Origin of the sequence: Mucilaginibacter sp. SG538B (genome assembly GCF_013376065.1) — a bacterium.
Classification (GTDB): domain Bacteria; phylum Bacteroidota; class Bacteroidia; order Sphingobacteriales; family Sphingobacteriaceae; genus Mucilaginibacter; species Mucilaginibacter rubeus.
In genome coordinates this window covers 24,723-48,982 of the sequence record NZ_JABMJI010000010.1, presented here as the reverse complement: position 1 = coordinate 48,982, position 24,260 = coordinate 24,723, and the positions used below count along the sequence as shown (strand labels likewise).

The window sequence follows — 24,260 nt, the reverse complement described above, 5'->3', positions numbered from 1 at the left end:
TTACTAAAAATCAAAATACTGTTTTGTAAAACCTTTGTAAACGAAAAAAGACCCGAAACCGGGTCTTTTAAATATATTTTTAAATATCCCGGTTGATATAGGGGATATATCAAGCATGCAATCAGTTATTTGCTCGCCGCGGGTTTAGCTACCACTTCACCAACAATATTCAAATATTTTTCGGGCGTTACTGCGTTTGATTTAACTACGATAGTTTTATTAAACGGAGCAGCAGCGGCAGCATTGTAAGTGATCTTGATTGTTCCTTTATCGCCGCTTTTTACAGGGGTTTTTGTATAGTCGGCAATGGTACAGCCGCAGGTCGGTCTTACTTCTGTTAAAATAAGCGGCTCTTTACCAATATTGGTAAATTCAAACACGGTAGTAACAGGAGTGCCTTGTGGTATTTTACCAAAATCATGCTTTTCTTCGTTAAATTTAAACTCAGCTTTTCCGCTATCTTGTGCTGATGCGGTGAAGGCAAAGCCTAATATTACCGCGCAAATCATTAATATCTTTTTCATACGTTATATTTGATTATTACAAATATAAAAGGTTTAATGTAATTACAAAACTATTACTCAAACTCCGGGTTTTATCTGTTAGTTTGCCTAATACAGAATAGAATTTTATACTTTTACCGTCTAAACAAAATTTTATATGCCTGAAACTACAACACGCGCTACCAGTAAATTTAATACTGCCGAGCTCAGTTTTGATGATTTCAAGAAGATTGTTATTGATGATTACCGCATTGGTTATGAGAGCCGTCAGGCCAGTTTAATAGGCCGCAGGGAAGTGCTAACGGGCAAGGCAAAGTTCGGTATTTTCGGCGACGGTAAAGAGGTTGCGCAATTGGCAATGGCCAAGGCTTTCCGCGCCGGCGACTGGCGCGCGGGCTATTACCGCGATCAAACTTTTATGTTTGCTACGGGCATGAGCAATATGAAAGAGTTTTTTGCCCAGTTATATGCTAACCCCGATATTGAAAAAGATCCGGCCTCTGGCGGCAGGCAAATGAACTGCCACTACGCTACACGTTTTGTAAATACTGATGGCAGTTGGGTTAACCAGGCTGAAACGATGAACAGTTCGTCGGATATATCAACCACCGCCGGACAAATTCCCCGCTTATTAGGTTTAGCTTACGCGTCAAAGCTATATCGCCAAAATAAAGAGCTGGATTATCTGAAACAATTTTCGGTTAATGGTAATGAAGTTGCTTTTGGCAGCGTTGGTAACGGCGCCACATCCGAAGGTTCGTTTTTTGAAACTTTCAATGCCGGGGGGGTACTACAGGTGCCTATGGCCATCTCTATTTGGGATGACGCGTATGCTATTTCTGTGCCAGCGAACCTGCAAACTACCAAAGAAGATATTTCTGAAATATTAAAAGGCTTTCAGCGCGAAAACGGAAGCAACGGTTACGAGATCTTTAAAGTGCGTGGTTGGGATTATATTGCCCTTTGTGAAACTTACGAGCGCGCCATTAATATTTGCCGTGAGGAACATGTGCCTGTGCTGATCCATGTTACCGAAATGACCCAACCACAGGGACACTCAACTTCGGGCTCACATGAACGCTATAAAAGCAGGGAACGCCTTACCTGGGAAGATGAGCACGATTGTTTGTTAAAAATGCGCGAATGGATGATCACATCGGCAATCTCGACCGAAATAGAACTGGAAGAGCTTGAAGCTGAAGCAAAAAGGTATGTACGCGAATGTCAACGTGAGGCGGCTAATGAATTGGCTGTCGTAATAAAAAGCGAAATAGAAGAAGCTGCAGCATTGATCGATGCCTTTGCCGAAACAGTGCCGGGTAAAAAAGAAGTAATATCAGCATTATCAGCTGGTTTGCGCTCCAGTATTGATGCCGGGCGTCGCGAAATTTTTTCGGCCATCCGCAAAACATTACGGTTAACTACCACCGAAAATAATGTTGAACGCCAGCTTTTAACAGAATGGTTAAAAGCTGAGAAAGCAAAAAATACCGAACGTTACAATTCAAAGCTTTTTACCGGAACTCCTGAATCGCCTCTGTATGTGCCTGTTGTGCCCGCTGTTTATAGCGATGATGCCAGGTTAATGGATGGAAGGGAAGTATTGAATGCAGCTTTCGACGCCAATTTTGCACGCGATAAAAGCATCGTTGCATTTGGTGAAGATTTGGGTGCGATAGGCGATGTTAACCAGGGCTTTGCTGGTTTACAGGCAAAATATGGCGAAATCCGCATTACAGATACGGGCATTCGCGAAACAAGTATCATAGGGCAGGGTATGGGCCTTGCTATGCGCGGCCTAAGGCCAATAGCAGAAATCCAGTACCTTGACTACCTGATCTATGCCATAACCATCATCAGTGATGATATAGCAAGTTTAAGTTACCGTACTATGGGCGGGCAAAAAGCTCCGCTTATTATCCGTACCCGGGGCCATCGTTTAGAAGGGATCTGGCATTCAGGTTCGCCAATGAGTGTTATTTTAGGGTCGATGCGCGGCTTTCATATTTGTGTGCCCCGTAACATGACCCAGGCAGCAGGTATGTATAATACGCTGTTAAGGGGCGACGAACCTGCGCTGGTAATAGAATGCCTGAACGGCTATCGCTTAAAAGAAAAATTACCCGCCAATGTCGGCGAATTTACTGTACCGCTTGGTAAAGCCGAAGTTTTGCGCGAAGGCAGCGATATTACCGTTGTATCTTATGGTTCAACGCTACGCATTGTACAGGAAGCGTCGGAAGAGCTCGCAGAAATGGGTATCAATATTGAAATTATCGATCCGCAAACTTTATACCCTTTTGATACAGAGGGTGTTTGTGGTGTTTCGTTAAAGAAAACCAGCAAGTTGCTTGTTGTTGACGAGGACTTACCGGGTGCTGGCTCAGCTTATATTCTGCAAAAAATAATGGAAGGCCAAAATGGCTATTATGCGCTTGATGCCCAGCCAAAAACGCTTACCGCAAAAGAACATAGGCCGCCTTATGGTTCGGACGGAGACTACTTCAGCAAGCCTTCTGTTGATGATGTTGTTGAAATTGTTTACGCTATGATGAACGAGGCTAATCCATCGAAATATCCTGCTATTTATTAATAACATAATTACAGGTTGTTGAGATCAGTGATTCATAATCCTGATTTCAACAACCCTTTTTATCTGAAATGGACAATACTTTTTTAACCGTTGCCGAGAATATCAAAACCCGCCGTACCGTAAAACCAGCCATGATGAATGGTCATAAGGCACCAAACGGTCATATAGCCGCCCTGCTGGAGCTTGCCGATTGGGCACCAACCCATGGTTTTACCGAACCCTGGCGCTTTATTGTTTATGAAAATCCCGATCAGTTTTGTGCCGAACATGCCGAAGTTTATAAACAGAGTGTATCTGCCGAAGAATTTAATGAGGCTGCATACAATAACCTGAAAACCCTCGGCAGCAAAGTTTCGCATGTAATCATTACGGTAATGCAGCGCGGCGATTTGCCTAAAATACCGCCATTCGAGGAAGTTGCAGCTGTGTCGAGCGCTATTCAGAATATCCTTTTAGGTGCAACCGCCTTAAATATGGCCTCCTTCTGGAGTACCGGCGGTGCTATCCTGAAGCCCGCTTTTAAAGAATTTTTGAATTTGCGGGATGAAGATAATGTAATGGGCGTATTATATCTTGGTTATGCCGACCTGTATCCCGAAGGTAAACGTACTATTCCGCTTGAAAATAAAATTAAATGGGTTAAGTAAAATTAACCCATAACCTTTCCTTTTTTTGCTCCGTATAACAGTCTAAAATATTGCTTATCTTTAAACTTATTTTCATTTAAGTAAAAAAATATTGATTTACTAATTTGGATTTTAGGTTTTAAAGTATATTTTTGTGTTTACCTGTTAATACCAGGTTAACAAGCCGTCCAAAACCTGTTACTATACCCTAATTATTTTAAATTAAATTAAACTCAGGAAAGCGTATGAGGAAACATTTTTTGTGGGTCACTATGTCGATTTTTTTTCTTTCAGCAACAATTTTAAGCTGGAAATCGGATGGTGCAAACAGATCAGTGAGCGTAAGGAAAGAAAATGCAACGTTTACAACTAAAGAACTATTTGAGCAATACGTTAATAATTTATATGAGGCAGCGCGCCTTAAAGAGGCCGGTTTAGCTTTTAATGTGTTTGAAAAAGCTGTAACAGGCTATACCAATCTGAAGCTTTCGCATCAAGTACCTCAAAGCAGCGACGTGCTCACGGTGGTTGATTTTAGCAAATCAAGCCGTGAAAAGCGTATGTGGATTATAAATTTGTTGAACAAACAGTTGGTGCTCAATACATGGGTTGCACATGGATCAGGCAGCGGACAGGAAATGGCAAGTCATTTTTCGGATGCGAACGATTCACATGAAAGCAGTCTCGGATTTTATGTAACTGATAAGGTTTATAATGGTAAACATGGCCGTTCACTATACCTTGACGGTATGGATGAAGGCTTTAACGGCAATGCCCGTATGCGCAGCATTGTTGTACATGGCGCTAATTATGTTGGGCCTGCTGCTATCAATGAGCAGGGATATATCGGCAGAAGCTTTGGCTGCCCCGCGGTATCGCCAAAAGTGGTTAATAAAGTTATCAATACCATTGCCGGCAAAACCGTTTTATTTATTAACGGAAACGATGAGTCGTACTATTCAAGATACCTGGATGAAACGGGGCCGCTTAATTTAATGGCAAGCGCTGATACGTCATTCAATTTTACAAAGTTTTAAATCCAACCCAACTATAAACCAAATCATGAAGCCCGGCTTACCGAAAAGTTCGCCGGGCTCTTTTTTATTTCGCCAAAAAACTTTGCAGGTGTGCATAAAGCACTATATCTAAACCATAAACATCCGGGCGGTATTGGATGGTGCCATCGTCATCTGCCCAGCAGGTTACATACGTGATGTAAATAGGCGTTTTCTTTGGCAAACCTATATTGGTAGGGTTCGGTTTATCTTCAACCATATCTTTCGAAATGGTGTCGAGGGCGGCGCCTTCTCCAAACAGGTTTTGTGCCAGACCAAGCGGATCACCTAATCGTACACAGCCGTGACTTACTGCACGCATAGCATGTCTGAATGCTTCTTTATTAGGTGTATCGTGCAGGTAAACGCTGCTACGGTTTTTAAACAGAAACTTTATTTTACCCAGAGAGTTGTCTTCTCCGGGGCGTTGTTTAAACTCGTATTCCAGATTGTCGGGCGTAACCTGCGACCAGTCGATAGTTTCCGGGTCTTCAATCCTTTTGCCGTCCTTAAAAACATCTATGTTTTTGTTGGAGAGGTAGTAACGGTCTTCGGCGGCCTCAACAATGATCTCTTTTGTGGCAATACTGCGAGGAATATTCCAAATAGGGTTTACTTCAACGCTATGGATGAGGCTGTTCAGTATCGGCGTTTCCCGGGGAAAAGGTTTATCAGCCCTCGCTGTATCATCAAAATGTTCAAGCGTGTTCTGGTTTTTCATGTTTCGTCCCTGGCCTACACAAACTTTCATATTTAAAACCGATTTGCCATCTTCGATAACGTCGAGCCTGAAATCGGGGATATTTACAATCACATATTTGGGTTCGAAAGGTTTATTTCTCCAACGCAGCCGCTCCAGGCTCACCAATAAGTAGCGTTTGCTCTCCTCGCGGGAAAGGCCTTCTATAATTGCACTATCCCTGTATGCTTTTTGCAATGCTAAATATTGAGGGCTTTTGGGTTGGATACTGTCAAGGAATGCTTTAAAATCTGCCCGGTTTAAAGCGGCAAGCATCGTTGTGCTATCGGGTCGGCGGGTGGCCATAAAATATCTTGAGTAGATCTTTTTAGGATTGATCACCCCGTACTGCAGCGCATTGGAGTATTTTATCAAAGCGCCCGCTGTTAACACCTCAAGCTTGGCAACAGTTTCATAGGCTTCATCAATTGTTTTTATAGCCTTTTTGTCTTTGAGTTTGGCTACAAGTGCTTTGATCTCTGCCGATGGATACACAGTTGGATCGAGGCCGTGTTCATTGATCTTATCAAGATACTCTGGTAAAGCTTCGAGATCGCCATTGTTTAAATGGTTTATAACTAAAAGTGGCTGGTATTCATTCTTTTTGAAAAATGATTCGATAACCAGCGGATTGGCAGTCTTAGACCGGTATTTTGTGAATACTCTTTTAAAAACGGGGATGTATCCTTCAGTATCGGCCTTTTTGAAAATTTCATTTTGTGTGATCCTGAACATATCTTCAGCAATCATTTCATGCTTTTTCTTGCAGCTTTGTAATACAGCAGGCAAAACCAAACACGTGGAAAGTATAATCGGGATAAAGTGTTTCCTAAAGGGAATAGGTATCATATAGACGAAAGATAGTTAAATATTGCTTATGAATAGCAATAGCCATACCATAAACGGCCGTACTTTTTATTTATTTTTGAACAAAGCCCGTTATCGCCTTTAAGCCGAATAGCCTGTTTAATTAAAATGAAAAAACTACTCCCGCTTACTTTAATCATATCATTGCCTTTCATGGCATTAGCACAAAGTTTTAAACCAGTAAATAAAGAAGCGTCGCCTGAGGTAAATAAATTGCTTGCTTTCCTTTATAGTATAAAAGGCAAACATATTTTGTCGGGGCAACAAAATTATAACAGTGACCGTGACGTTTTTTCAGACAGTGCTAAAGCCATTACAGGACATTATCCCGCTGTGTGGGGTTCGGATTTTATGCTTTGGGGCGATAAGGACCTGGGGCAGGATTTGGTTAATGAAGCAAAACAAAAATGGCAGGATGGTTACCTCGTAACACTCATGTGGCACCAGGGCCGGCCGATTGATAATCCTCCCTACGATTGGAAACAAAGTATCCAGGGAAAGTTGACTGATGCGCAATGGAAAGAACTGACAACCCCTAATACAGATTTAAATAAGAAATGGCTTGCCCAGATTGATGTGGTAGCCGGTTACCTGAAACAGCTAAGAGATGCCCATGTGCCTGTTTTATGGCGGCCTTACCATGAAATGAACGGCGTATGGTTTTGGTGGGGAAACAAAAAAGGTAATGACGGCATCATTAAACTTTGGAAAATGATGTATGATCATTATACCAATTATCATCATTTAAATAACCTGATTTGGGTATGGGGGCCTAACGGTTTGCGCGACCTGCCATTAGATGAAGCGTATGACTATAAAGACTTTTATCCCGGTGCTGATTATGTGGATATTTTAGGTGCTGATATCTATCATTTCGATTATGAACAACGGGATTATAGCGATTTGCTTAAGGTTGCCAATGGCAAGATCATTGCGCTGACGGAAACCGGCGAACTGCCAAAACCCGAAATTCTGGCAGCCCAACCCGAATGGGCCTGGTTTATGGTATGGACAAGCTGGCTGTGGACTGATAATACACATGAACGGGTAAGAACCATATATGGCTTACCCCAAACGTTGAATCACGAACAGGTGAAAACAATGCTAAATAAAAACTAATGTCTACTCAAAAACTACCTGAAGTTTGGCTCCGCGGCCCGCTGGATGATGTGCCGGCCTTGCTTCAACCTGTTGCACACGCGCTTTTACAGGCAAGGGAAGAACTTAATGAATTGATGGCCGATTTTCCGGAAAAGCTGCTGTGGGAAAAGCTTGCCGGCGTGGCATCGCCGGCTTTTCATTTGCAACACCTCACCGGGGTACTCAATCGGCTTTTTACCTATGCAAAAGGTGAAGGGCTTAGTGCGGCACAACTAAATTATCTTGCAGCCGAAGGTGAACCTGGTGAATATGAAATTACCGTTGTTGATTTAATAAAAGCGTTTAATACCGAGGTTGATAACGCTATCGATAAACTCAAAGCTACCGACGAGACCATATTAACCGAATGGCGAGGAGTAGGCCGGGGGCAATTACCATCAACAGTTATCGGCTTGTATACGCATTCTGCCGAACATACCATGCGCCATCTTGGGCAGCTTTTGGTTACTGTAAAGGTGCTTAAGCAACAATAGCGGCCGCATCCTTAAGATTTTGTGAGCGATAGGTTACCCGGGCGTTTGGATGTTTATTTTCGGGATCGTATAGAAAAGTATCGATACCCAAATCGCTTGCTGCTTTTATTTCAGATTCGGGATCGTCACCAATAACGAGTACATCTTCGGGTTTGTAATCATATTTCTCCAAGATCAACGCGAAAATATCTTTCTTGGTAAGGGGCGAAAGTTCAGGGTCAACAATGTGGATGGCTTCAAAATCTGCTTCAATGTTCAGCATTTTAACTTTGCTCCATTGCAGTTTGGTAAAGCCCGTGGTAACCAAAAACTTGGTGATCTTAGTTTCGCGGATATGCTTATAATCATCAAAAGGCTGCATCGGCCGGTTGTACTCAATATTATTTAATAGTTCGAGCCCTTTGTTTTTAATGAGATCGCTGAATTGGTATTTGTCTGCCACCTTCTGATAGGGAACCTTCTTTAAATCCTCCTTTGCTTTATTGATATGCTCGATACCCTCGCCGGTAATATGCTGATCAAGAAAGTTGAACAGTTCATTAAACAAATGATCGGCAATGGAACTTACAGGGTATATGGTATTATCAAGATCCAATATGATGGCTTTTTTCATGATAGCAAATTAAGGTAAAACAGGCACACGTTTAGTGGTATGTATTGAACGTTTCATGATCAAATAGCCGCAGGCCACAATCAGGCAGACACCGCCAAGTAGCCACCACAAAAGCTCAAACCCTCCGTAGGCGATAACCTGGCTGCCCAAAAATGGAGCAATGATTTGTGCGCCGGCCCATGACATGCTGTATAATGCAGCATACTCACCTCGGTTGCGTACATTTGAACGGCTTATCCAAAACGTGTTCATAAATGGCATGGAAAGCATTTCACCCAAAGTTATCATGCAGACAATTAATATGGCTACCAAAGGCACATGCGGCATCAGATTAAGCAAAACAAAACCAGCCCCGGTAACCAGGATACCCGAGATAATATAAGTTAGCGCATGGCGTTTGCCTTCAAGCCAGTTAATCAATATCATTTCAATCAAAACGATAAGTATCCCGTTTAGCGCCAGCAGGAAACCGATAAAACGCTCGTTAAAATGCCATTGTATTTTATAAAATACAGGCTGCATAATAAAGAACTGGAAAAAGCAAGTTGCGAACAGGGTTGCCAATAAGATAAACAGCAGGTAAACACCATCTTTATAAGCCGATGAAACCACTTCATCAAAACCGGCCACTGCTTCTTTGATTGTTTTTGCCACTTTTGAACGGGGCATCAAAGTGAGCAATAGTATACCTGCTGCGATATTGGTACAACCATCTACCCAAAAAAGTAAATGATAATTTATAGACGCCAATAATCCCCCTAAACCGCCGCCAAAGGCCCAGCCTAAGTTTGTAGCTAACCGGTTAAGCGAGTAGGAGCGCGTTTTGTTTTCTCCAGTACTGTAGTGCGCTATAGCAGTTGAGTTTGCGGGTCGGAATGATTCATTGCAAATGCTCAAAACCAATGTAAAAATAGCCATGCTGATGAAACTTGTTTGATAGCCCAGTACCAGGAATAGCAAACCGCCCGTAAGCAATGCGCCAACCTGCAAATCATAAAACCCTATCTTATTAATCAGCTTACCGCCAATAAAACCGCCGGACACTGCGCCCACACCAAAAATGGCCATGATGTATCCTGATTGCTCAATGGTAAAATGCAGCTGCCTGATGGTATAAATGGTCATGAAAGGTACAACCATGGTACCGCTACGGTTAATGAGCATTACGATGCTCAGGTACCAGCTGTTTTTTGAAAGTCCGCTATAGGCTTGTTTGTATAATTGGATAATTGAGATAAGCATGACTTTATAAAGGTAGGTTATTGAGCGGAAAGCTTAAAGCAGAAAGCCCAAAGCAAAGAAAATATGATAAATAATAAGCCGAAAACTCAAAGCTTTTCAGTAGAACGCTTTAAGCTTTCGGCCTTTTGCTTTGAGCTAAAAAAATGCTTTCAGCTTAACTTAGCGTTTCTGTTCCTGAGCCAATGATCAGCCAATACGAGAGCAGCCATGGCTTCAACAATAGGTACGGCGCGCGGAACCACACAAGGATCGTGACGGCCTTTGCCCGATATTTCAGCAGCATTGCCCTGGCTGTCGATGGTTGCCTGGTTTTTCATGATGGTGGCTACGGGTTTAAAGGCTATCTTAAATTCGATAGGCATACCATTGCTGATGCCTCCCTGGATCCCGCCCGAGAAATTGGTAATGGTTTGTATATCACCCAGGTGCGATTTTACAAAGATATCGTTATGCTCAGACCCACGCATTTCGCTGCCTTCAAAGCCCGAGCCAAACTCAAAGCCATGAACAGCGTTGATGCTTAGCATCGCTTTGCCTAAATCGGCATGCAGTTTATCAAACACAGGGTCGCCAAGGCCAACCGGGCAGTTTTTTACATAGCAGCTGATCTTGCCGCCAACGGTATCGCCATCCTTACGTACGCTGTCAATAAATTCGATCATCTCTTCCGCAGTGGCCGGGTCGGCGCAGCGTACAATATTTTTTTCGCGCTCCTCAATAAACTCAAGCGGATCGTTAATAAATACATTTGGTGCATTGATTTTACCTACGCTGCTCACATGGGCAACAATTTCAATGCCCTGTGTTTTAAGCAACAGTTTGGCCAAAGCGCCTGCAGCAACGCGGGCTGCGGTTTCGCGGGCAGATGAGCGGCCGCCGCCGCGATGGTCACGGATACCATATTTAGTTTGATAAGTATAATCGGCATGCGACGGACGATATACATCCACGTTGTGGCTGTAATCTTTTGAACGCTGGTCTTCATTGGGGATCAGCATAGCAATAGGGGTGCCCGTAGTTTTATCTTCAAATACACCCGAAAGGATTTTTACCGTGTCGCTTTCTTTACGTTGGGTAGTGATCTTTGACTGGCCAGGCTTACGTTTATCCAGTTCGCCCTGGATATAATCAAGATCAACTTGTAAGCCGGCCGGGCATCCGTCAATAATTACGCCTATGGCTTCGCCATGTGATTCGCCAAAAGTGGTTATCCTGAATAATTGCCCGAATGAATTGCCTGCCATAGTTTTAGATATGAGATGTTAGATAGGAGACAGGAGAAAATCCTATCTGAATATCTTTAATTGGTTGTTTTATAACTGTAATTGTAAAATCGAGACTTACGAAGTTTTCAAAACTTCGTAAGTCTTAACCTCGCCTGGGATTACTTCGTACCCCGTAGTGACGCATTTTTTGTATGTTTTTTGCTTTAGGCTTTTTGCCTTCAGCTTTAAGCTTCCTTCTCTACCACTTCAAACCCTTGCTTTTCCAGGTCATTCCAGAAAGCGGGATATGATTTATCAACCACCGGACCGTTCTCAAATTCCATTTGCGGAAGAATGAGGGCCAGCGGCGCGAAGGCCATTGCCATTCTGTGGTCATGATAAGTATTGATGAAGATACTATCAGGGATAAATTTGTCGCTGCAATCAAGCGTGTAAACTTCATCTTTTTCAATCAGCTTAACACCCATTTTGCCAAGCTCTGTTTGCAGGGCCAGGATGCGGTCGGTTTCTTTGATCTTTAAAGTTTCAAGGCCGGTAAAAGATGCTTCATGATTAAGCGCGGCGCAAACAACAATTACTGTTTGTGCCAGATCGGGGCATTCTTTCAGGTCAAACTCACGGCGGGAGATAGGTTTGTTCTCTTTTTTAAGATGAACGCCACCATCCCTGAACTGCGAAGTAATACCAAAGTTAGCCATGATTTCGGTGATCACACTATCGCCCTGTAAACTGTAAGGAGTAAGGCCTGTTAAAAACAATTCGGCCTCATCTGCAAGCGCAGCAATAGCGTACCAGTAGGAAGCAGCGCTCCAATCAGGTTCAACGTGTAATGATGTTGTTGTAAATTCCTGGTTAGCAATTGCAATGACATTGTCTTGCCAGGCATGCTTGATGCCGGCGGTTTCCAGCATGGCCAGTGTCATTTCAACATAAGGGCGCGAGGTTAATTCGCTTTCAATATGCAATTCCAAGCCCAAAGGCAACTGAGCTGCAATGAGTAACAATGCGGTAATGTATTGGCTACTGATATTCCCCTTTATACTGATCTTATTGGTTTGTTGCCTGAAACCTCCTTTTAATTTGATAGGAGGATAGCCATTAGTCTCTTCATAATCAATATTAGCGCCCAGCACCCGTAATGCATCAACCAGTATACCTATTGGCCGTTCCTTCATGCGTTTACTACCGGTTAAGATCACTTCATCTTCCTGTATAGCATAGTAAGCCGTCAAAAAACGCATAGCCGTACCCGCCGGACCGATGTCTACGATTTCGGATCTGCAATTTTCAATTTCGTAATTATCGGGAGAAGCGTTTCCTGCCGGAACCTCCTGGCTCTTAGTTCTTGAGTCCTGGTTCTCCCTTAAAACACCTGCCAGTAAAACAGCGTCAGCGGCGTCAGATACGTTTTCAACCCTTACTTTACCTTTGCTTAACGCTTCGATGATCAGGGCGCGGTTACACTCACTTTTTGAACCGGTAAGGTTAACCGTGCCGTTAATGAACTTGTTGTTTCTTTTCAGAATGATGTTATGCATCATTTAAAATATTAGGCGTGTGTAAGTTTTTCTGCTGCCTGGCCCTGAGCGGCGTCGGCGTTCATTACTTCTGTTTGCCTGCGAATAGATTCGTTGTGAACCAGTTCAAGCAATTTTTCAGTAAACTCGGCGCTTAATTTTAATGCTTTACCGTAAGTTGTACGTTTTTGAAGGATTTCATCCCAACGGCCAACTTGTAAAATAGTAATGTTATTATCTTTTTTGTACTGACCGATTTTCTCAGCAATCTGCATACGCTCAGCAATTTTCTGGATCACCAGGTCATCAATCTTGTCGATTTGGTTACGTAGCTCGGCCAGCTTATCATTTACTTCAGAATTTCTAACTTCCGCTTTACGCAAAGTTAAGTGGTCAATGATATCGGCAAGAGCAGCAGGGGTAACCTGTTGTTTAGCATCTGTCCAGGCTACGCTTGGATCGATATGTGATTCGATCATTAAGCCTTGCATATCAAGATCCAAAGCTTTTTGTGAAACATAACCGATCAGATCGCGGTTACCCGAAATATGGCTTGGGTCATTAATAAGAGGTAACTCAGGAGCCAGGGTTTTTAAGGCGATAGCAACATCCCACATTGGTTCGTTACGGAAAGCTGATTTTTCGTAAGATGAGAAACCACGGTGAATTGCAGCTAATTTGGTAATACCTGCGTTGTTGATACGCTCTAAAGCGCCAACCCATAACGAAAGATCAGGATTTACCGGGTTTTTAACCATTACAGGAACATCAACACCTTTTAAAGCATCAGCAATTTCCTGGACTGTAAAAGGGTTAGCAGTTGAACGGGCGCCTACCCAAAGGATATCAACGCCGGCTTTTAAAGCTTCTTCAACGTGTTTTGCAGTAGCAACCTCAACAGCTGTTGGCAAGCCTGTTTCTTCTTTGGCGCGTTTTAACCACTCCAAACCAATGCTGCCAATACCTTCAAACTCACCCGGGCGTGTACGTGGTTTCCAGATACCTGCACGCAAAGCTGAGATTTTACCTGTTTGGGCTAATAAATGAGCTGTGGCTACTAATTGTTCCTCTGTTTCAGCACTGCACGGGCCTGAAATAACCAAGGGTTCCTTACCTGTTTTAATCCAGGTGTTAAGCGGCTGTATGTTTAAATTTAGTTTCATCGTTTTTTTGTTTGTCCGGCGATAGCCGGGAATGTTAGTTAATAATTTAAATTATGTTAGTTTTTTTGGTTTCTGCTTGTTAATGGTCTTTATTTATACATTACGCCTGATATTGATATACTTGCGGATGCTCCGTTCGGCCCGGCGAGGTTTCGGGCTCACCGCATGTTCATCATCGTGCCTTTCGTACTCGCCAAGGATATTGAAGTTATGGGTATACTTAAGGATCTGCCTTATTGAAGCGTCATATTGTTTTTGTTCCTCCCATTCTATATCTACATAAAAATTGTATTCGTTGCGCTTGCCTAAAATCGGCATCGACTGAATTTTGCTCATATTTACGCCTTCTTCGGCAAAAATATTAAGCACTTTAGCTAATGCACCAACTTTGTTACTTACCTGGAAGCACAAAGAAGCCTTGTTAGCCGGTTTCTTTTCAATATTATCATGATGGGTTAGGATCAGAAAACGGGTAAAGTTTCTTTTGTTCGATTCGATGCGACGTTCCAAAACATCCAGGCCGTAAAGCTTAGCGGCTAAAGAGTTTGCAATAGCAACCGTATCTGTTAGCTGCTCATCCCTGATGCGTTTAGCACAGGCCGCGGTATCACTGCTCTCCACAATTTTAAGGTGCGGATATTCGTCAAAAAAATCAACACACTGGCGTAAGGCAATAGGGTGGGAGGTTACGTATTTAATATCCTCGAATTTTACTCCCGGTAAAGCCATCAGGTGCAGCTGGATGGGCAGGTAAATTTCACCAACTACTGGGAAGCCATAATCAAGCAGCAAGGTATAATTTGGCAGGATGCTGCCGGCGATGCTGTTTTCGATAGCCATTACCACATAATCGGCCTCACGGTTCTTTAAACTCTCAAATGTTTGTTTGAAAGAGTTGCATTCAATGGTCTCGGTGTTTTCGCCGAAGTATTTCAATGCAGCTTCTTCGTGAAAAGAGGCCCGGATACCCTGAATTGCGACTTTTGGTTGTTCTATTTTCATAAACCTGCTTAAAGCAAAAAGTCCCGGCTGGTAGGCCGGGACTTTTTAGTTTCTTTATATGTTTGTTTTGTACATATTAGTCCCGGCTCTCACTGGTAAAGTAAAAGTAGTAGCCAAAGAAGTATGCACCTGTTAATTTCATTTGCTGTTTTTTATTACGACGTAAATGTACGGTAAAAAAAGAGTTTGTCAATAGAAAATTTTATTTTTTGTAAAAAATAATAGATCAACCAAATTAAATTCTGTGTTAGGCGCTTTGGGAGCGTTTGAAGAGAGAATTTTGGGGATAGATTATCTTTATTCCCAAATTTTCCGGAAACTTCTGAATAAGATCCATATCATGGATTAACATTTTAGGTTGTATAAATTCTCCGTTTTTGAACCTGATTTGTACGTTACCCATATTCCGGTCGCTCGTCGCTGTTCTATGAGCAAGTTCTGCTACATCGGCTTTATTGTACTCCTTAATGTGTTTTTCGTCAATCCCGTAATAGAATATGTGGTTGCCACGTGATATTCGCAAATACTGATTACGGCCTTTTATGGCTACAGAGGATATACTGCCAATAAATATCCCCAGTCCAAGAATTATTAAAAGAAGCACTATCGGATACGAACCGCCGCCAATATGAAGTACGCTTGCACAAAATACTGAAATGGCAAATAATAGATATATTGAGAAAAAAGCTGCAAGAACAAATATTCTCGCCGGGTTAACTCTATAGATAAAGTCACTGGTTACGAAATGTGGTTGATTCCCGATATTAAAGAAGTGTTTTTCAAATGAACTCAGATTGAGTGTCTGCTCAAAAAAGTCTTTTACCAGATCGCAAGCCTTATCAATGGTGGAGGCATAATATTCATATAGATGATTGCCGTTATCAAGATAATAAACGCAGAATTTACTATTAAAGTAAAGGCCAAGCTTGAGGTAGTTCAGGTTATTATCCTGAATAACTACCGATGGCCCGGTTAACTGGATATCAGTTAATGCCCGCTCTGCGTCCCACGGGAAATCTTTAATGACTTGGATAGTCTCATCAACATTACGAAGTTGCTCGTCAGAATATTCGCTTTTTTCGTAAGTGTTGTGCTGGAGTTTGGATATTAATTGTAACATGGTTTAGCGCGACACAAAAGTGTCACGCCAAATATAATATTGTTATGCGGCAGTTTCGTGTTTTCTATGAGCCCCTTCCATTGCCTTATATTCACGTTGCAGCACACGCGCAGTTTGTGTACTGCCGTCATGGCTCCAGCCCGGTGGATTTAGGAAATAGCTGATTTTTGATTTAAGATCGGGGGCATTTTTTACATCATGCAGCAGGGCTTTCCATTCATGGAACAAAACGTTTACCGGTCCCATATCTTCCGGTTGTTTGGTCAGGCCATATTTAACAGGCTCGGGCAAATCTTCATCACGGAAAGTGCCGAATAGCCTATCCCAGATGATAAGCACCATTCCCATATTTTTGTCAAGATAAGGGATGTTTGAAGCATGGTGAACGCGGTGATGCGCGGGCGTTACAAAAATCCACCCATACCATTTTGGCAAGGGAATTTTGTACTGCGTATGCACCAGATTGCCATAAAGCTGGGTAATAAGGTATGCGTACAGGATATCTAAAGCGGTAAAGCCCATTAAAGCAAGCGGGAGGTAAAAGAATACCCGGTAAAGCGGTTCAAATACTGTTGACCGAAAGCCCGTGGTGAAGTTAAAATGCTCGGACGAATGATGGGTAACATGCATTGCCCAAAACATACGGCAGTAATGCCCCGTATAATGCAGTACCCAGTATAAAAAGTCCTGTACAACAACCAACACAAACCAGTACCAAAAAACATTCTGAATTTGAAAAAGCCTGTAATGCTGGTAGGTATAATCAAGTATAAAAAAGGTAAATACCTTAACGCAGAGATTAGTAATAACGGCCAGCGAAGTAAGATAAATATTGGTTAACGTATCGCGGGTTTGATAGTACTTGCGATCTTCCCAATAGCTCAGAGCCATTTCAACAAGCGTTAAAACAACCAATAAGCCCATTAAAACAAGGGCCGCCTGATTTCGCGGATCTAAATGCTGAAACATGTTACAGGTTAATGTAATATCTTAAACTTTCACAAAGTTCGTGGGCGGTGCACACATTATCAATACTAAACTCACCTATATGTGTTAACAGGGTGCAATTAATTTCGTCTCCAATGTTCTTTTTGTCCTTTTTCATATTCAACAGCAGTTCGTCAAAACTGTCTTCGTTGATGGTATACCTCGGATAAAGATCGGTCAATACCTTTACAATTTCATGAAGTTCTTCTGAAGGCAACCCTGTTTTTTTGTGGGCGAGGTATGATTCGCAGATCATGCCGATAGCTACTGCTTCACCGTGCGAAAGGCTGTCTTCGTCATGTAATAAAGAGTATGTTTCAACCGCGTGCCCGATAGTATGCCCAAAGTTTAACGCCTTGCGGATACCTTTCTCATGCGGATCCTCAATGGTGATTTCATTCTTGATTTCTACGGAGCGGTAAACAAGCTCAACCGAAGGGTTTTTCAGGTCGCTATTTTTAAGTTGATTCCAATAACTGGCATCAACAATTAAACCATGTTTCAGCATTTCGGCCAAACCCGAAAGGATCTGGCGAGGCGGAAGGCTTTGTAAAAACTCGTGCGCTATAAACACAGCTTTAGGCATAGTAAATGTCCCGATAATATTTTTTATGCCGTCAACATCGATACCTGTTTTGCCGCCCACAGAGGCATCAACCTGTGAAAGGAGGGTAGTTGGCACCTGTACAAAATCTATCCCTCTTTTATAGGTAGAAGCGGCAAAGCCACCCATGTCTGTAATAACACCGCCACCTAAGTTAATCATGAGGCTTTTACGATCGGCACCAAAGTCAATCAGCATTTTCCAAACGCCCACACAAAAATCAATGTTTTTGCTTTCCTCTCCCGACGAAATCTCGATCAGGTCGTAATTATTAAAATCTTTAAGTTTGCTGGTAAGTAAGGGCAGGCAGTGTTCGCCTGTATTTTCGTCGGTTAAAATAAAGAATTTTGAATAGTTGCCTTTTTTAACAAAATCAACTAATTTATCAAGGCTATTATCAAAATAAACCGAGTAATTATCGCTTAAAATAGTGTTCATTATTATATGACTATAATTTTATTTCCATCGAACTCAACCGTGTCACCTCTTTTTACTTTGAGGCGTTTTCTGTAGTCAACTACACCATTGTACTTCACGAGGCCTTCAGTTACAACTATTTGCGCCTCGCCGCCGGTTTGCACTAAGTTCGCAGCCTTGAGTAGCTGGATCATGGGGATAAAGTCCCCTTCTAACTTAAATTCGATCATGGGATGGCAAAAATAAACTATTCATGCAATTATGAGTTATCATTTTATAATTTTGCAGATGACCTCTTTTGAAACTAACAATAATCAAGGACGAAATACGCCCTCGTTCGAAAATACAGAAATAGCTTTTCGCCATTCATCCAATACCGATCTGAACCGTGCCTACTGGTTGTTCAGGATGATCAATATTAACTTTTTGGTAAAGATAGGCCCACCGGTTACCAATTTTGCCATGAAGATAGGTTTGCCGATAAGGAATATTATCAAAGCTACCATATTTAAACATTTTTGCGGCGGCGAAACTATTGCCGAATGTGATTATACCATCAAAAACCTTTATAGCGGCAGGGTGGGTACCATTTTGGACTACTCGGTAGAAGGTGAAGAGGAAGAAACCGTATTTGATAATACCCGCGATGAGATTATCCGTACCATTGACCGCGCTGCCAAAGACAAAGCGATCCCTCTTACCGTATTTAAAGTAACGGGGGTGGGACGTTTGGGCCTCCTTGAAAAATTGGATGCCCGTGTTAAATTGAACGATACCGAAGAAGAGGAGTGGAGAAGGGTACAAAACCGTGTACTGGCTATTTGTGATAAAGCGTTCAAAAACAACGTGCCTGTAATGATAGATGCTGAAGAAAGCTGGATTCAGGATACTATTGATCTTTTAGCGCTTACCATGATGACCCAATTTAACAAGCAAAAGCCGATAGTTTATAATACCTATCAAATGTACAGGCATGATAAACTGGCCTCGATGTTAAATGATCATGCCATCGCTCAAAGCGAAGGTTTTATATTGGGAGCAAAAATAGTACGCGGTGCTTACATGGAAAAAGAACGTAAACGTGCCGAAGAAAAGGGCTACCCATCGCCAATTCAGCCCGATAAAAAATCTGCTGATCTTGATTATGATTCGGCGCTTGATTATTGTACAAGTCATATCAATGAAATAGCTTTTATTGCAGGTACACATAATGAAGAAAGTTGCCGTTTGCTGGCCGAATTACTGGACAATAAAGGTATTGATCATAAACATCCGCATGTTTATTTTTCGCAATTGCTTGGCATGAGCGATAACTTAAGTTTTAACCTGGCCCATGCCGATTATAATGTAGCCAAATACGTGCCTTATGGACCAGTAAAGGCTGTACTGCCATATTTATTTCGCCGTGCACAGGAAAATACAGCTATAGCCGGGCAAATGAGCCGCGAGTTGAGTCTAATTACAAAAGAAAGAAAGCGCCGAAGCGCTTAACTTATAAAACTACCATACAAAGAGGGCATTTATTAAATTAATTGCTCTCTTTTTGCAAAGGACTGTATGGTATCTGGAGTTGTCATTAGAAAGGTTTGGATACCCAACTTTTTTGCGGCCTCCAAATGCTGCGGACTATCGTCAATAAATAAGGTTTCTTCGGGTTTTAAATTATTCTCCTTAAGTACCTGTTCAAAAATGGCAGGCTCTGGCTTGCGCTTGCCTGTAAGGTGCGAGTAATATGTTTTTTCGAACAGGAGATCGTTTCCTTCAAAACCGAAATCGGTTTTAAGATAGTTCATGATATAATCATAATGGATAGCGTTAATATTGCTAAGCAAAAAAGTACGGTATTTGTCTTTCAGCTTTAACAGTAATTCGTGATTTCCTTCGGCAATTCCGACCAGGATACTGTTCCATGCGGCATCAATCTGATCATCCGTCAGGGAAAGGTTGTTGGTTTTTTCCCTTACGTAATCCCTGAATTGTGCCGCGGTAACTTCGCCACGATCAAATTTATCAAAAATTTCATCCTGGGTTTTGTGGCCAAAAAACGCTTCAGGGTTACTTATACCTAATTGATTCCAAGATTGTTGAACCCGGAGAAAGTCGATACTGAAAATAACGTTACCATAATCGAAGATGATATTTTTAATATTTTCCATAAAAAGAGTTTGAGATATGGCCGCAAATATGTAAAATTGCACCCGCAAACAAAAACAAAATAACCGCGCCTATAGCTCAGTCGGTTAGAGTAGAAGACTCATAATCTTTTGGTCCCTGGTTCGAGCCCAGGTGGGCGCACAAATTAGTGTTTTCGGCACTAAGAAAATCCTGTAAGTCGTTGATTTACAGGATTTTTTATTTTATTCCAATCCTTCTCAATCCTTTCGAATGCACCGTTTTGGCGGACAATCCGGCGGACAAAAATCGTTTTTTAGATTTGTCCGCTTTTATGAATTAATTGATTGTAATACAGTTAGTTGAGTTCCTGAAATAAGGACTCAAATGCACTCAGAAAAACTGTTAAAAATCGCAATCCGGCGGACAAAAGCGGCCTGAAAAGAACGGTTTCAGGATGTAATTAATCATTTATTCATAAACAAACTGTTACAAAAATGAAAACATCGCAGTCGTTTGATGTGCATTTCAGCATCAAGAAAGGAAGAGAAAAAGAAGATGGTAAAACCAAGGTTTACGCCTCGATCACGGTCAACAAGGAAAAAGTAATCATTGCCCTGCCGCATTTCGTGAATGCAGAAAGCTGGGACAAAGGACGCGGCTGTGTCAAGGTCAGGCTGCCGGAAGCCAAAGAATCCAACACCTATCTGGAGCAGGTCAGATTCACCATTACCACCTACTACCGGCAATTGCAGATCGCCGGAAAAGAGATCACGCCGGCTTTACTCAAAGCTTGCTTCCTCGGCGAAGTAACTGAGGAAACCTACTCGCTCAGTAGGCTGATGGATTATCATTATGAGGTCGCTTCGGCAGCATTCACCTGGAGTACCCTTAAGCACTACGCGGTGATCCGGTGCTACCTGGAAAAGTTCCTGAAAGAGAAACGCAAGACCACCGATATCCGCATCCATGAGATCGACTACAAATTTATCGTCGATTTTGAAACGTATTTGCGCAATCACAAGCCAGCTGACCACCCTCAGCCGATCAACAATAATGGTGTGATGAAACATTTGATCCGACTGCGCAAGATGACCACGCTGGCTTTCAAACTGCAATGGATCAATAAAGACCCCTTCAAAAATTACAGGTTCCGGTATAAGAAGGTAGAAACAGCCTTCCTTTCCAATTCAGAACTGAAGCTCGTTCAGGAGCATGAGTTCGCTTCCGGGTCGCTCGTCATGATCCGCGACCTTTTTGTATATGCCTGTTATACCGGCCTTTCGTTCGTCGACCTGATGAATCTGACGGAACGCAATGTGGTCGATGGCGAAGACGGTGGAAAATGGCTGAAGCTGTTCCGGCAGAAAAGCAATAAGGCAACCAATATCCCTTTGCTGGCACCGGCACTTGCCCTGATGAAGAAGTATGAAGACGATCCCAGGGCAGTTTACCACGGCACGATCTTTCCGACCCTCACCAACCAGAAGGTTAATATGCACCTTAAAGAGATTGCCAAGATCTTAGGTATCAAAAAGACCCTCACCTTCGGTGTAGCCCGCCACACGTTTGCCACGACGATCACCTTAGCCAATAACGTACCTATTGAAACCGTCAGCAAAATGATGGGCCATACCAAGATCGCCACGACGCAGATCTATGCCCGTGTACTGCTTAAAAAGATCAGCGAGGATATGAGCGTGCTGAAGGAAAAACAGAAACCGGAACCCAAGCGCCCGGCAGCAAGAAGATCGAATGTTAAACCCGCAATGAAACGCGTTAGCTAATGGAACAGCTAACCAATGACAAACTTTTCAGGTCAGTCAGGGAACTGATCGAAAAATCCCGCAGCGAGGTTGTTCGGAATGTGAACACCGTAATGACCTACACCTATTATCATATAGGTGAAATGATCGTCAATGAAGAGCAGGCCGGCAGCCAGCGGGCCGCTTATACGGAAACAATCGTCAAAGACCTCAGTCAAGCGCTGACGCGCGAATATGGCAAAGGTTATTCGCATCGTAACCTGGACTATTTCAAAAGGTTCTACCTGTTATATCAGGAACAGATTCCGCAATCACTGATTGCGTTTTCCGGTCTGTTCAAATTAAGCTGGACACATTACATCCAGTTAATGAAGATTGCCGACCCCGGTGAACGGGAATTTTATGAGCAGCAATCGGTAACGAATAACTGGTCAGTCCGGGAATTGCAGCGTCAGTACAATTCTTCCCTGTTCGAGCGGCTGGCGTTAAGCCGCGATAAAAAATGCGTACCGGATGGTGCGGAGGCAGGTCAAACAAGCTAAGAACCCATTCGCGCGTTGAAAAGCCCGTTCGTACTGGAGTTTTTGGGCTTAAAGGAGGATAGCGGCTATTCGGAGAATGATCTGGAGACCGCCATCATCAATAAACTGGAGCACTTTATGCTGGAATTAGGTAAAGGCTTTTTGTTTGAAGGACGGCAGCGGCGCATCACCCTCCCTGGTCGACAGTTTTCTTCAATGAGAACCATGGTCTGGTCGGAACGGTTTTATTCCTTCAAAAGTTTTCAAAAACTATAATACTGCCAGATCTCAAAAACTGAATATAGCCAGTGGCGAACCGCGTTGGTTGTATATATGTTACACCAGAATATTTTAGCAATGAAGATATTATTCCTTGTGAAGAATGGTTGAAAAGCGGCGCAACACATTGTTTTAGAGATAAAAAGATAGTTGCTAATATATCATATAATATATGATATATTAACTATTTGTTAACAAGCTTATGATAGCTTTGTGAAAAACCTATCATACCTATGGTGCTTTTTTTCCGGTTGTCTAAAAGGCAATTACCAAATCTGCTGCTCTGTTTCAGTATTTTGGTTCAGTTTTCCTGCAAAAAAGAGAACGTTAAAGTTGTGTATCCTGCCGGGAGCAATGAAGATATTAATACCTGGATAACGGATAGTCTCAAACGATATTATTATTGGACAGACCAACTGCCTGCACATGCAGACATCAGCAAGCCCCCTTTGGTATATTTTAACACTGTAAAAAACACGGCCGATCCCTTTTCTTATATTATTCTCCCCAGCGATCCTACAAGCGGGATTGCGAACAGCAAAAGTAAATTCGGATTTGATTACAGTACGATCGTTGAACAAAGAACAGGTTTGGTTATTGGCGTAATTAAACTGGTACTGAATGATTCGCCTGCCTCCAGGAACAGTTTGGTGAGGGGGGATTATATCAACAAGATCAACGGTAAGCAATTAACCCGTGATAACGCCAAAGACCTCCAGAGCGAACTACTTTCTGGCAATAGTGTCACATTATCCATAGCTCGCATTAGCGGAGATCAGCTGATCGCGGATAGGGATGTGGAAATTTCATCAGGTGCCACCTTTGAACAGCCGGCCACCAGCAAAGTTATAGCGGCCGGAAATAAAAAGATCGGTTATCTCTATATCAATGATTTTAGCCCCGGGCTGGCTGCTTCTCTTTATAGTGTTTTTGCAGGGTTTAAAAGTTCCGGGATTTCAGATCTGATACTTGATCTGCGTTATAACTCCGGCGGACAAGTTGCAGAGGCTGCCGGTCTTACGGCAATGATAGCGAATGGTATAAATTATTCAACGCCCTTTATCATTTACCAGGGCAATAAGAACGGCGGCAGGCGAAAAGAGTCTGTCGGGGATGCCGCTACTTATGATGGTACCGTAAATTTTGAGCTGGCATTACAATACAACTTAGGCTTAAAACAAATTTATATACTGGGCACCGGAGCTACTGCTTCTGCATCTGAGGTTATGATCAATAATTTAAAACCGTACATGCAGGTTACGCTTATAGGCGAAGTAACGCGGGGGAAGGATGCTGCGTCCTTTAAAATTTCTGATATGCGCGTACCTAAGCGGGTAGCATGGGAAATGCATCCGATAGTGTATAAACTCTTTAACGCCGTCGGGAGCGGAGATTACAGCGGAGGGATTAATCCTGATATTTCCGTAAACGAGCTGGCGACTTTACCGTTGCTCCCGCTTGGATCGGAGAATGATCCGCTTATAAACACCGCAATAACTATTATCAAAGATGCTCATGCGCAAAGAGTAACGCTCGCTGCGCAAACGAAAAAAAGGACGACGGGGGCGCTAACTGTACTTGCAGACTCCAAACTATCGGCCAGTTCATCAAGTGTGGTTGTTACACACCGCTAAAACTCAAAAGCATCTTGCACATTTAACATTAACTTCAAAT

23 protein-coding genes and 1 tRNA gene are annotated in these 24,260 nt (G+C 42.6%); 11 read left to right on the top strand and 13 right to left on the bottom strand.

What is annotated here, in order from left to right; all coding sequences use genetic code 11:
* Positions 1-125 precede the first annotated feature (125 nt).
* Positions 126-524 (bottom strand): DUF1573 domain-containing protein, encoded by a 399-nt coding sequence (locus FHW88_RS29420; RefSeq protein WP_090525844.1) that lies wholly within the window; start codon positions 522-524, stop codon positions 126-128.
* 136 nt (positions 525-660) lie between these two features.
* On the opposite strand from FHW88_RS29420, the gene FHW88_RS29415 reads away from it, so the two are divergent.
* From FHW88_RS29415 to FHW88_RS29405, 3 genes are all read left to right on the top strand, one after another.
* Positions 661-3,096 (top strand): thiamine pyrophosphate-dependent enzyme, encoded by a 2,436-nt coding sequence (locus FHW88_RS29415; protein ID WP_090525843.1) that lies wholly within the window; start codon positions 661-663, stop codon positions 3,094-3,096.
* Positions 3,097-3,164: 68 nt separating this feature from the next.
* The gene (locus FHW88_RS29410; protein ID WP_090525842.1) at positions 3,165-3,743 is read left to right on the top strand and encodes a nitroreductase; all 579 of its coding nucleotides are present in this window, start codon (positions 3,165-3,167) and stop codon (positions 3,741-3,743) included.
* A 251-nt stretch (positions 3,744-3,994) separates the two neighbouring features.
* Complete coding sequence (locus tag FHW88_RS29405) at positions 3,995-4,759, top strand: murein L,D-transpeptidase catalytic domain family protein (protein WP_176629046.1); 765 nt, start codon at positions 3,995-3,997, stop codon at positions 4,757-4,759.
* A gap of 64 nt (positions 4,760-4,823) precedes the next feature.
* Here the strand turns inward: FHW88_RS29405 and FHW88_RS29400 are convergent, their stop codons facing one another.
* A complete protein-coding gene (locus FHW88_RS29400) occupies positions 4,824-6,266 on the bottom strand; it encodes a L,D-transpeptidase family protein (RefSeq protein ID WP_254780069.1) in 1,443 nt (480 codons plus the stop codon).
* Between the two features lie 225 nt (positions 6,267-6,491).
* On the opposite strand from FHW88_RS29400, the gene FHW88_RS29395 reads away from it, so the two are divergent.
* Together FHW88_RS29395 and FHW88_RS29390 are read left to right on the top strand one after the other, a co-directional pair.
* A complete protein-coding gene (locus FHW88_RS29395; RefSeq protein ID WP_090525839.1) occupies positions 6,492-7,502 on the top strand; it encodes a glycosyl hydrolase in 1,011 nt (336 codons plus the stop codon).
* Entirely contained in the window at positions 7,502-8,017 is a 516-nt protein-coding gene (locus FHW88_RS29390) for a DinB family protein (protein ID WP_090525838.1), read from the top strand. Before FHW88_RS29395 ends, FHW88_RS29390 begins: the two co-directional genes overlap by 1 nt.
* Here the strand turns inward: FHW88_RS29390 and FHW88_RS29385 are convergent.
* From FHW88_RS29385 to FHW88_RS29340, 10 genes are all read right to left on the bottom strand, one after another.
* The gene (locus FHW88_RS29385; protein ID WP_176629045.1) at positions 8,004-8,630 is read right to left on the bottom strand and encodes an HAD family hydrolase; all 627 of its coding nucleotides are present in this window, start codon (positions 8,628-8,630) and stop codon (positions 8,004-8,006) included. The two genes, FHW88_RS29390 and FHW88_RS29385, sit on opposite strands and share 14 nt — an antisense overlap.
* Positions 8,631-8,639: 9 nt before the next feature.
* Positions 8,640-9,872 carry an MFS transporter gene (locus FHW88_RS29380; protein WP_176629044.1) on the bottom strand — a complete coding sequence of 411 codons (1,233 nt, stop codon included), beginning with the start codon at positions 9,870-9,872 and terminating at the stop codon, positions 8,640-8,642.
* Between the two features lie 149 nt (positions 9,873-10,021).
* On the bottom strand, positions 10,022-11,116 hold the full coding sequence (aroC, locus tag FHW88_RS29375; RefSeq protein WP_176629043.1) for a chorismate synthase: 1,095 nt from the start codon (positions 11,114-11,116) through the stop codon (positions 10,022-10,024).
* Positions 11,117-11,322: 206 nt separating this feature from the next.
* Positions 11,323-12,639: a 3-phosphoshikimate 1-carboxyvinyltransferase gene (gene aroA / locus FHW88_RS29370; protein ID WP_176629042.1), complete on the bottom strand. Its 1,317-nt coding sequence runs from the start codon at positions 12,637-12,639 to the stop codon at positions 11,323-11,325.
* 8 nt (positions 12,640-12,647) lie between these two features.
* Complete coding sequence (locus FHW88_RS29365; RefSeq protein WP_090525833.1) at positions 12,648-13,778, bottom strand: chorismate mutase; 1,131 nt, start codon at positions 13,776-13,778, stop codon at positions 12,648-12,650.
* Positions 13,779-13,871: 93 nt separating this feature from the next.
* Positions 13,872-14,780, bottom strand: coding sequence for a prephenate dehydratase (locus tag FHW88_RS29360; RefSeq protein WP_090525832.1), 909 nt, complete (start codon positions 14,778-14,780; stop codon positions 13,872-13,874).
* A gap of 247 nt (positions 14,781-15,027) precedes the next feature.
* Positions 15,028-15,900: a hypothetical protein gene (locus FHW88_RS29355; protein ID WP_176629041.1), complete on the bottom strand. Its 873-nt coding sequence runs from the start codon at positions 15,898-15,900 to the stop codon at positions 15,028-15,030.
* A gap of 42 nt (positions 15,901-15,942) precedes the next feature.
* A complete protein-coding gene (locus FHW88_RS29350) occupies positions 15,943-16,869 on the bottom strand; it encodes a sterol desaturase family protein (RefSeq protein WP_176629040.1) in 927 nt (308 codons plus the stop codon).
* A 1-nt stretch (position 16,870) separates the two neighbouring features.
* Positions 16,871-17,929 (bottom strand): 3-dehydroquinate synthase, encoded by a 1,059-nt coding sequence (gene aroB, locus FHW88_RS29345; RefSeq protein ID WP_176629039.1) that lies wholly within the window; start codon positions 17,927-17,929, stop codon positions 16,871-16,873.
* 2 nt (positions 17,930-17,931) lie between these two features.
* The gene (locus tag FHW88_RS29340) at positions 17,932-18,138 is read right to left on the bottom strand and encodes an RNA-binding S4 domain-containing protein (RefSeq protein WP_090525828.1); all 207 of its coding nucleotides are present in this window, start codon (positions 18,136-18,138) and stop codon (positions 17,932-17,934) included.
* A gap of 58 nt (positions 18,139-18,196) precedes the next feature.
* Here FHW88_RS29340 and FHW88_RS29335 point away from each other — a divergent pair, with 58 nt between their 5' ends.
* Positions 18,197-19,399 carry a proline dehydrogenase family protein gene (locus FHW88_RS29335; RefSeq protein ID WP_176629038.1) on the top strand — a complete coding sequence of 401 codons (1,203 nt, stop codon included), beginning with the start codon at positions 18,197-18,199 and terminating at the stop codon, positions 19,397-19,399.
* A gap of 32 nt (positions 19,400-19,431) precedes the next feature.
* Here the strand turns inward: FHW88_RS29335 and FHW88_RS29330 are convergent, their stop codons facing one another.
* Positions 19,432-20,064: an HAD family hydrolase gene (locus FHW88_RS29330; RefSeq protein WP_176629037.1), complete on the bottom strand. Its 633-nt coding sequence runs from the start codon at positions 20,062-20,064 to the stop codon at positions 19,432-19,434.
* Between the two features lie 65 nt (positions 20,065-20,129).
* Here FHW88_RS29330 and FHW88_RS29325 point away from each other — a divergent pair.
* The 5 genes from FHW88_RS29325 to FHW88_RS29305 all read left to right on the top strand — a co-directional run bounded on the left by FHW88_RS29325 (position 20,130) and on the right by FHW88_RS29305 (position 24,220).
* A tRNA-Ile gene (locus tag FHW88_RS29325) sits at positions 20,130-20,203 on the top strand.
* 314 nt (positions 20,204-20,517) lie between these two features.
* Complete coding sequence (locus FHW88_RS29320; protein ID WP_176629036.1) at positions 20,518-21,807, top strand: site-specific integrase; 1,290 nt, start codon at positions 20,518-20,520, stop codon at positions 21,805-21,807.
* On the top strand, positions 21,807-22,328 hold the full coding sequence (locus FHW88_RS29315; protein WP_176629035.1) for a DUF1016 N-terminal domain-containing protein: 522 nt from the start codon (positions 21,807-21,809) through the stop codon (positions 22,326-22,328). Before FHW88_RS29320 ends, FHW88_RS29315 begins: the two co-directional genes overlap by 1 nt.
* Before the next feature lie 15 nt (positions 22,329-22,343).
* On the top strand, positions 22,344-22,583 hold the full coding sequence (locus FHW88_RS29310; RefSeq protein WP_176629034.1) for a PDDEXK nuclease domain-containing protein: 240 nt from the start codon (positions 22,344-22,346) through the stop codon (positions 22,581-22,583).
* Positions 22,584-22,819: 236 nt separating this feature from the next.
* A complete protein-coding gene (locus tag FHW88_RS29305; protein ID WP_176629033.1) occupies positions 22,820-24,220 on the top strand; it encodes a S41 family peptidase in 1,401 nt (466 codons plus the stop codon).
* Positions 24,221-24,260: the final 40 nt, after the last annotated feature.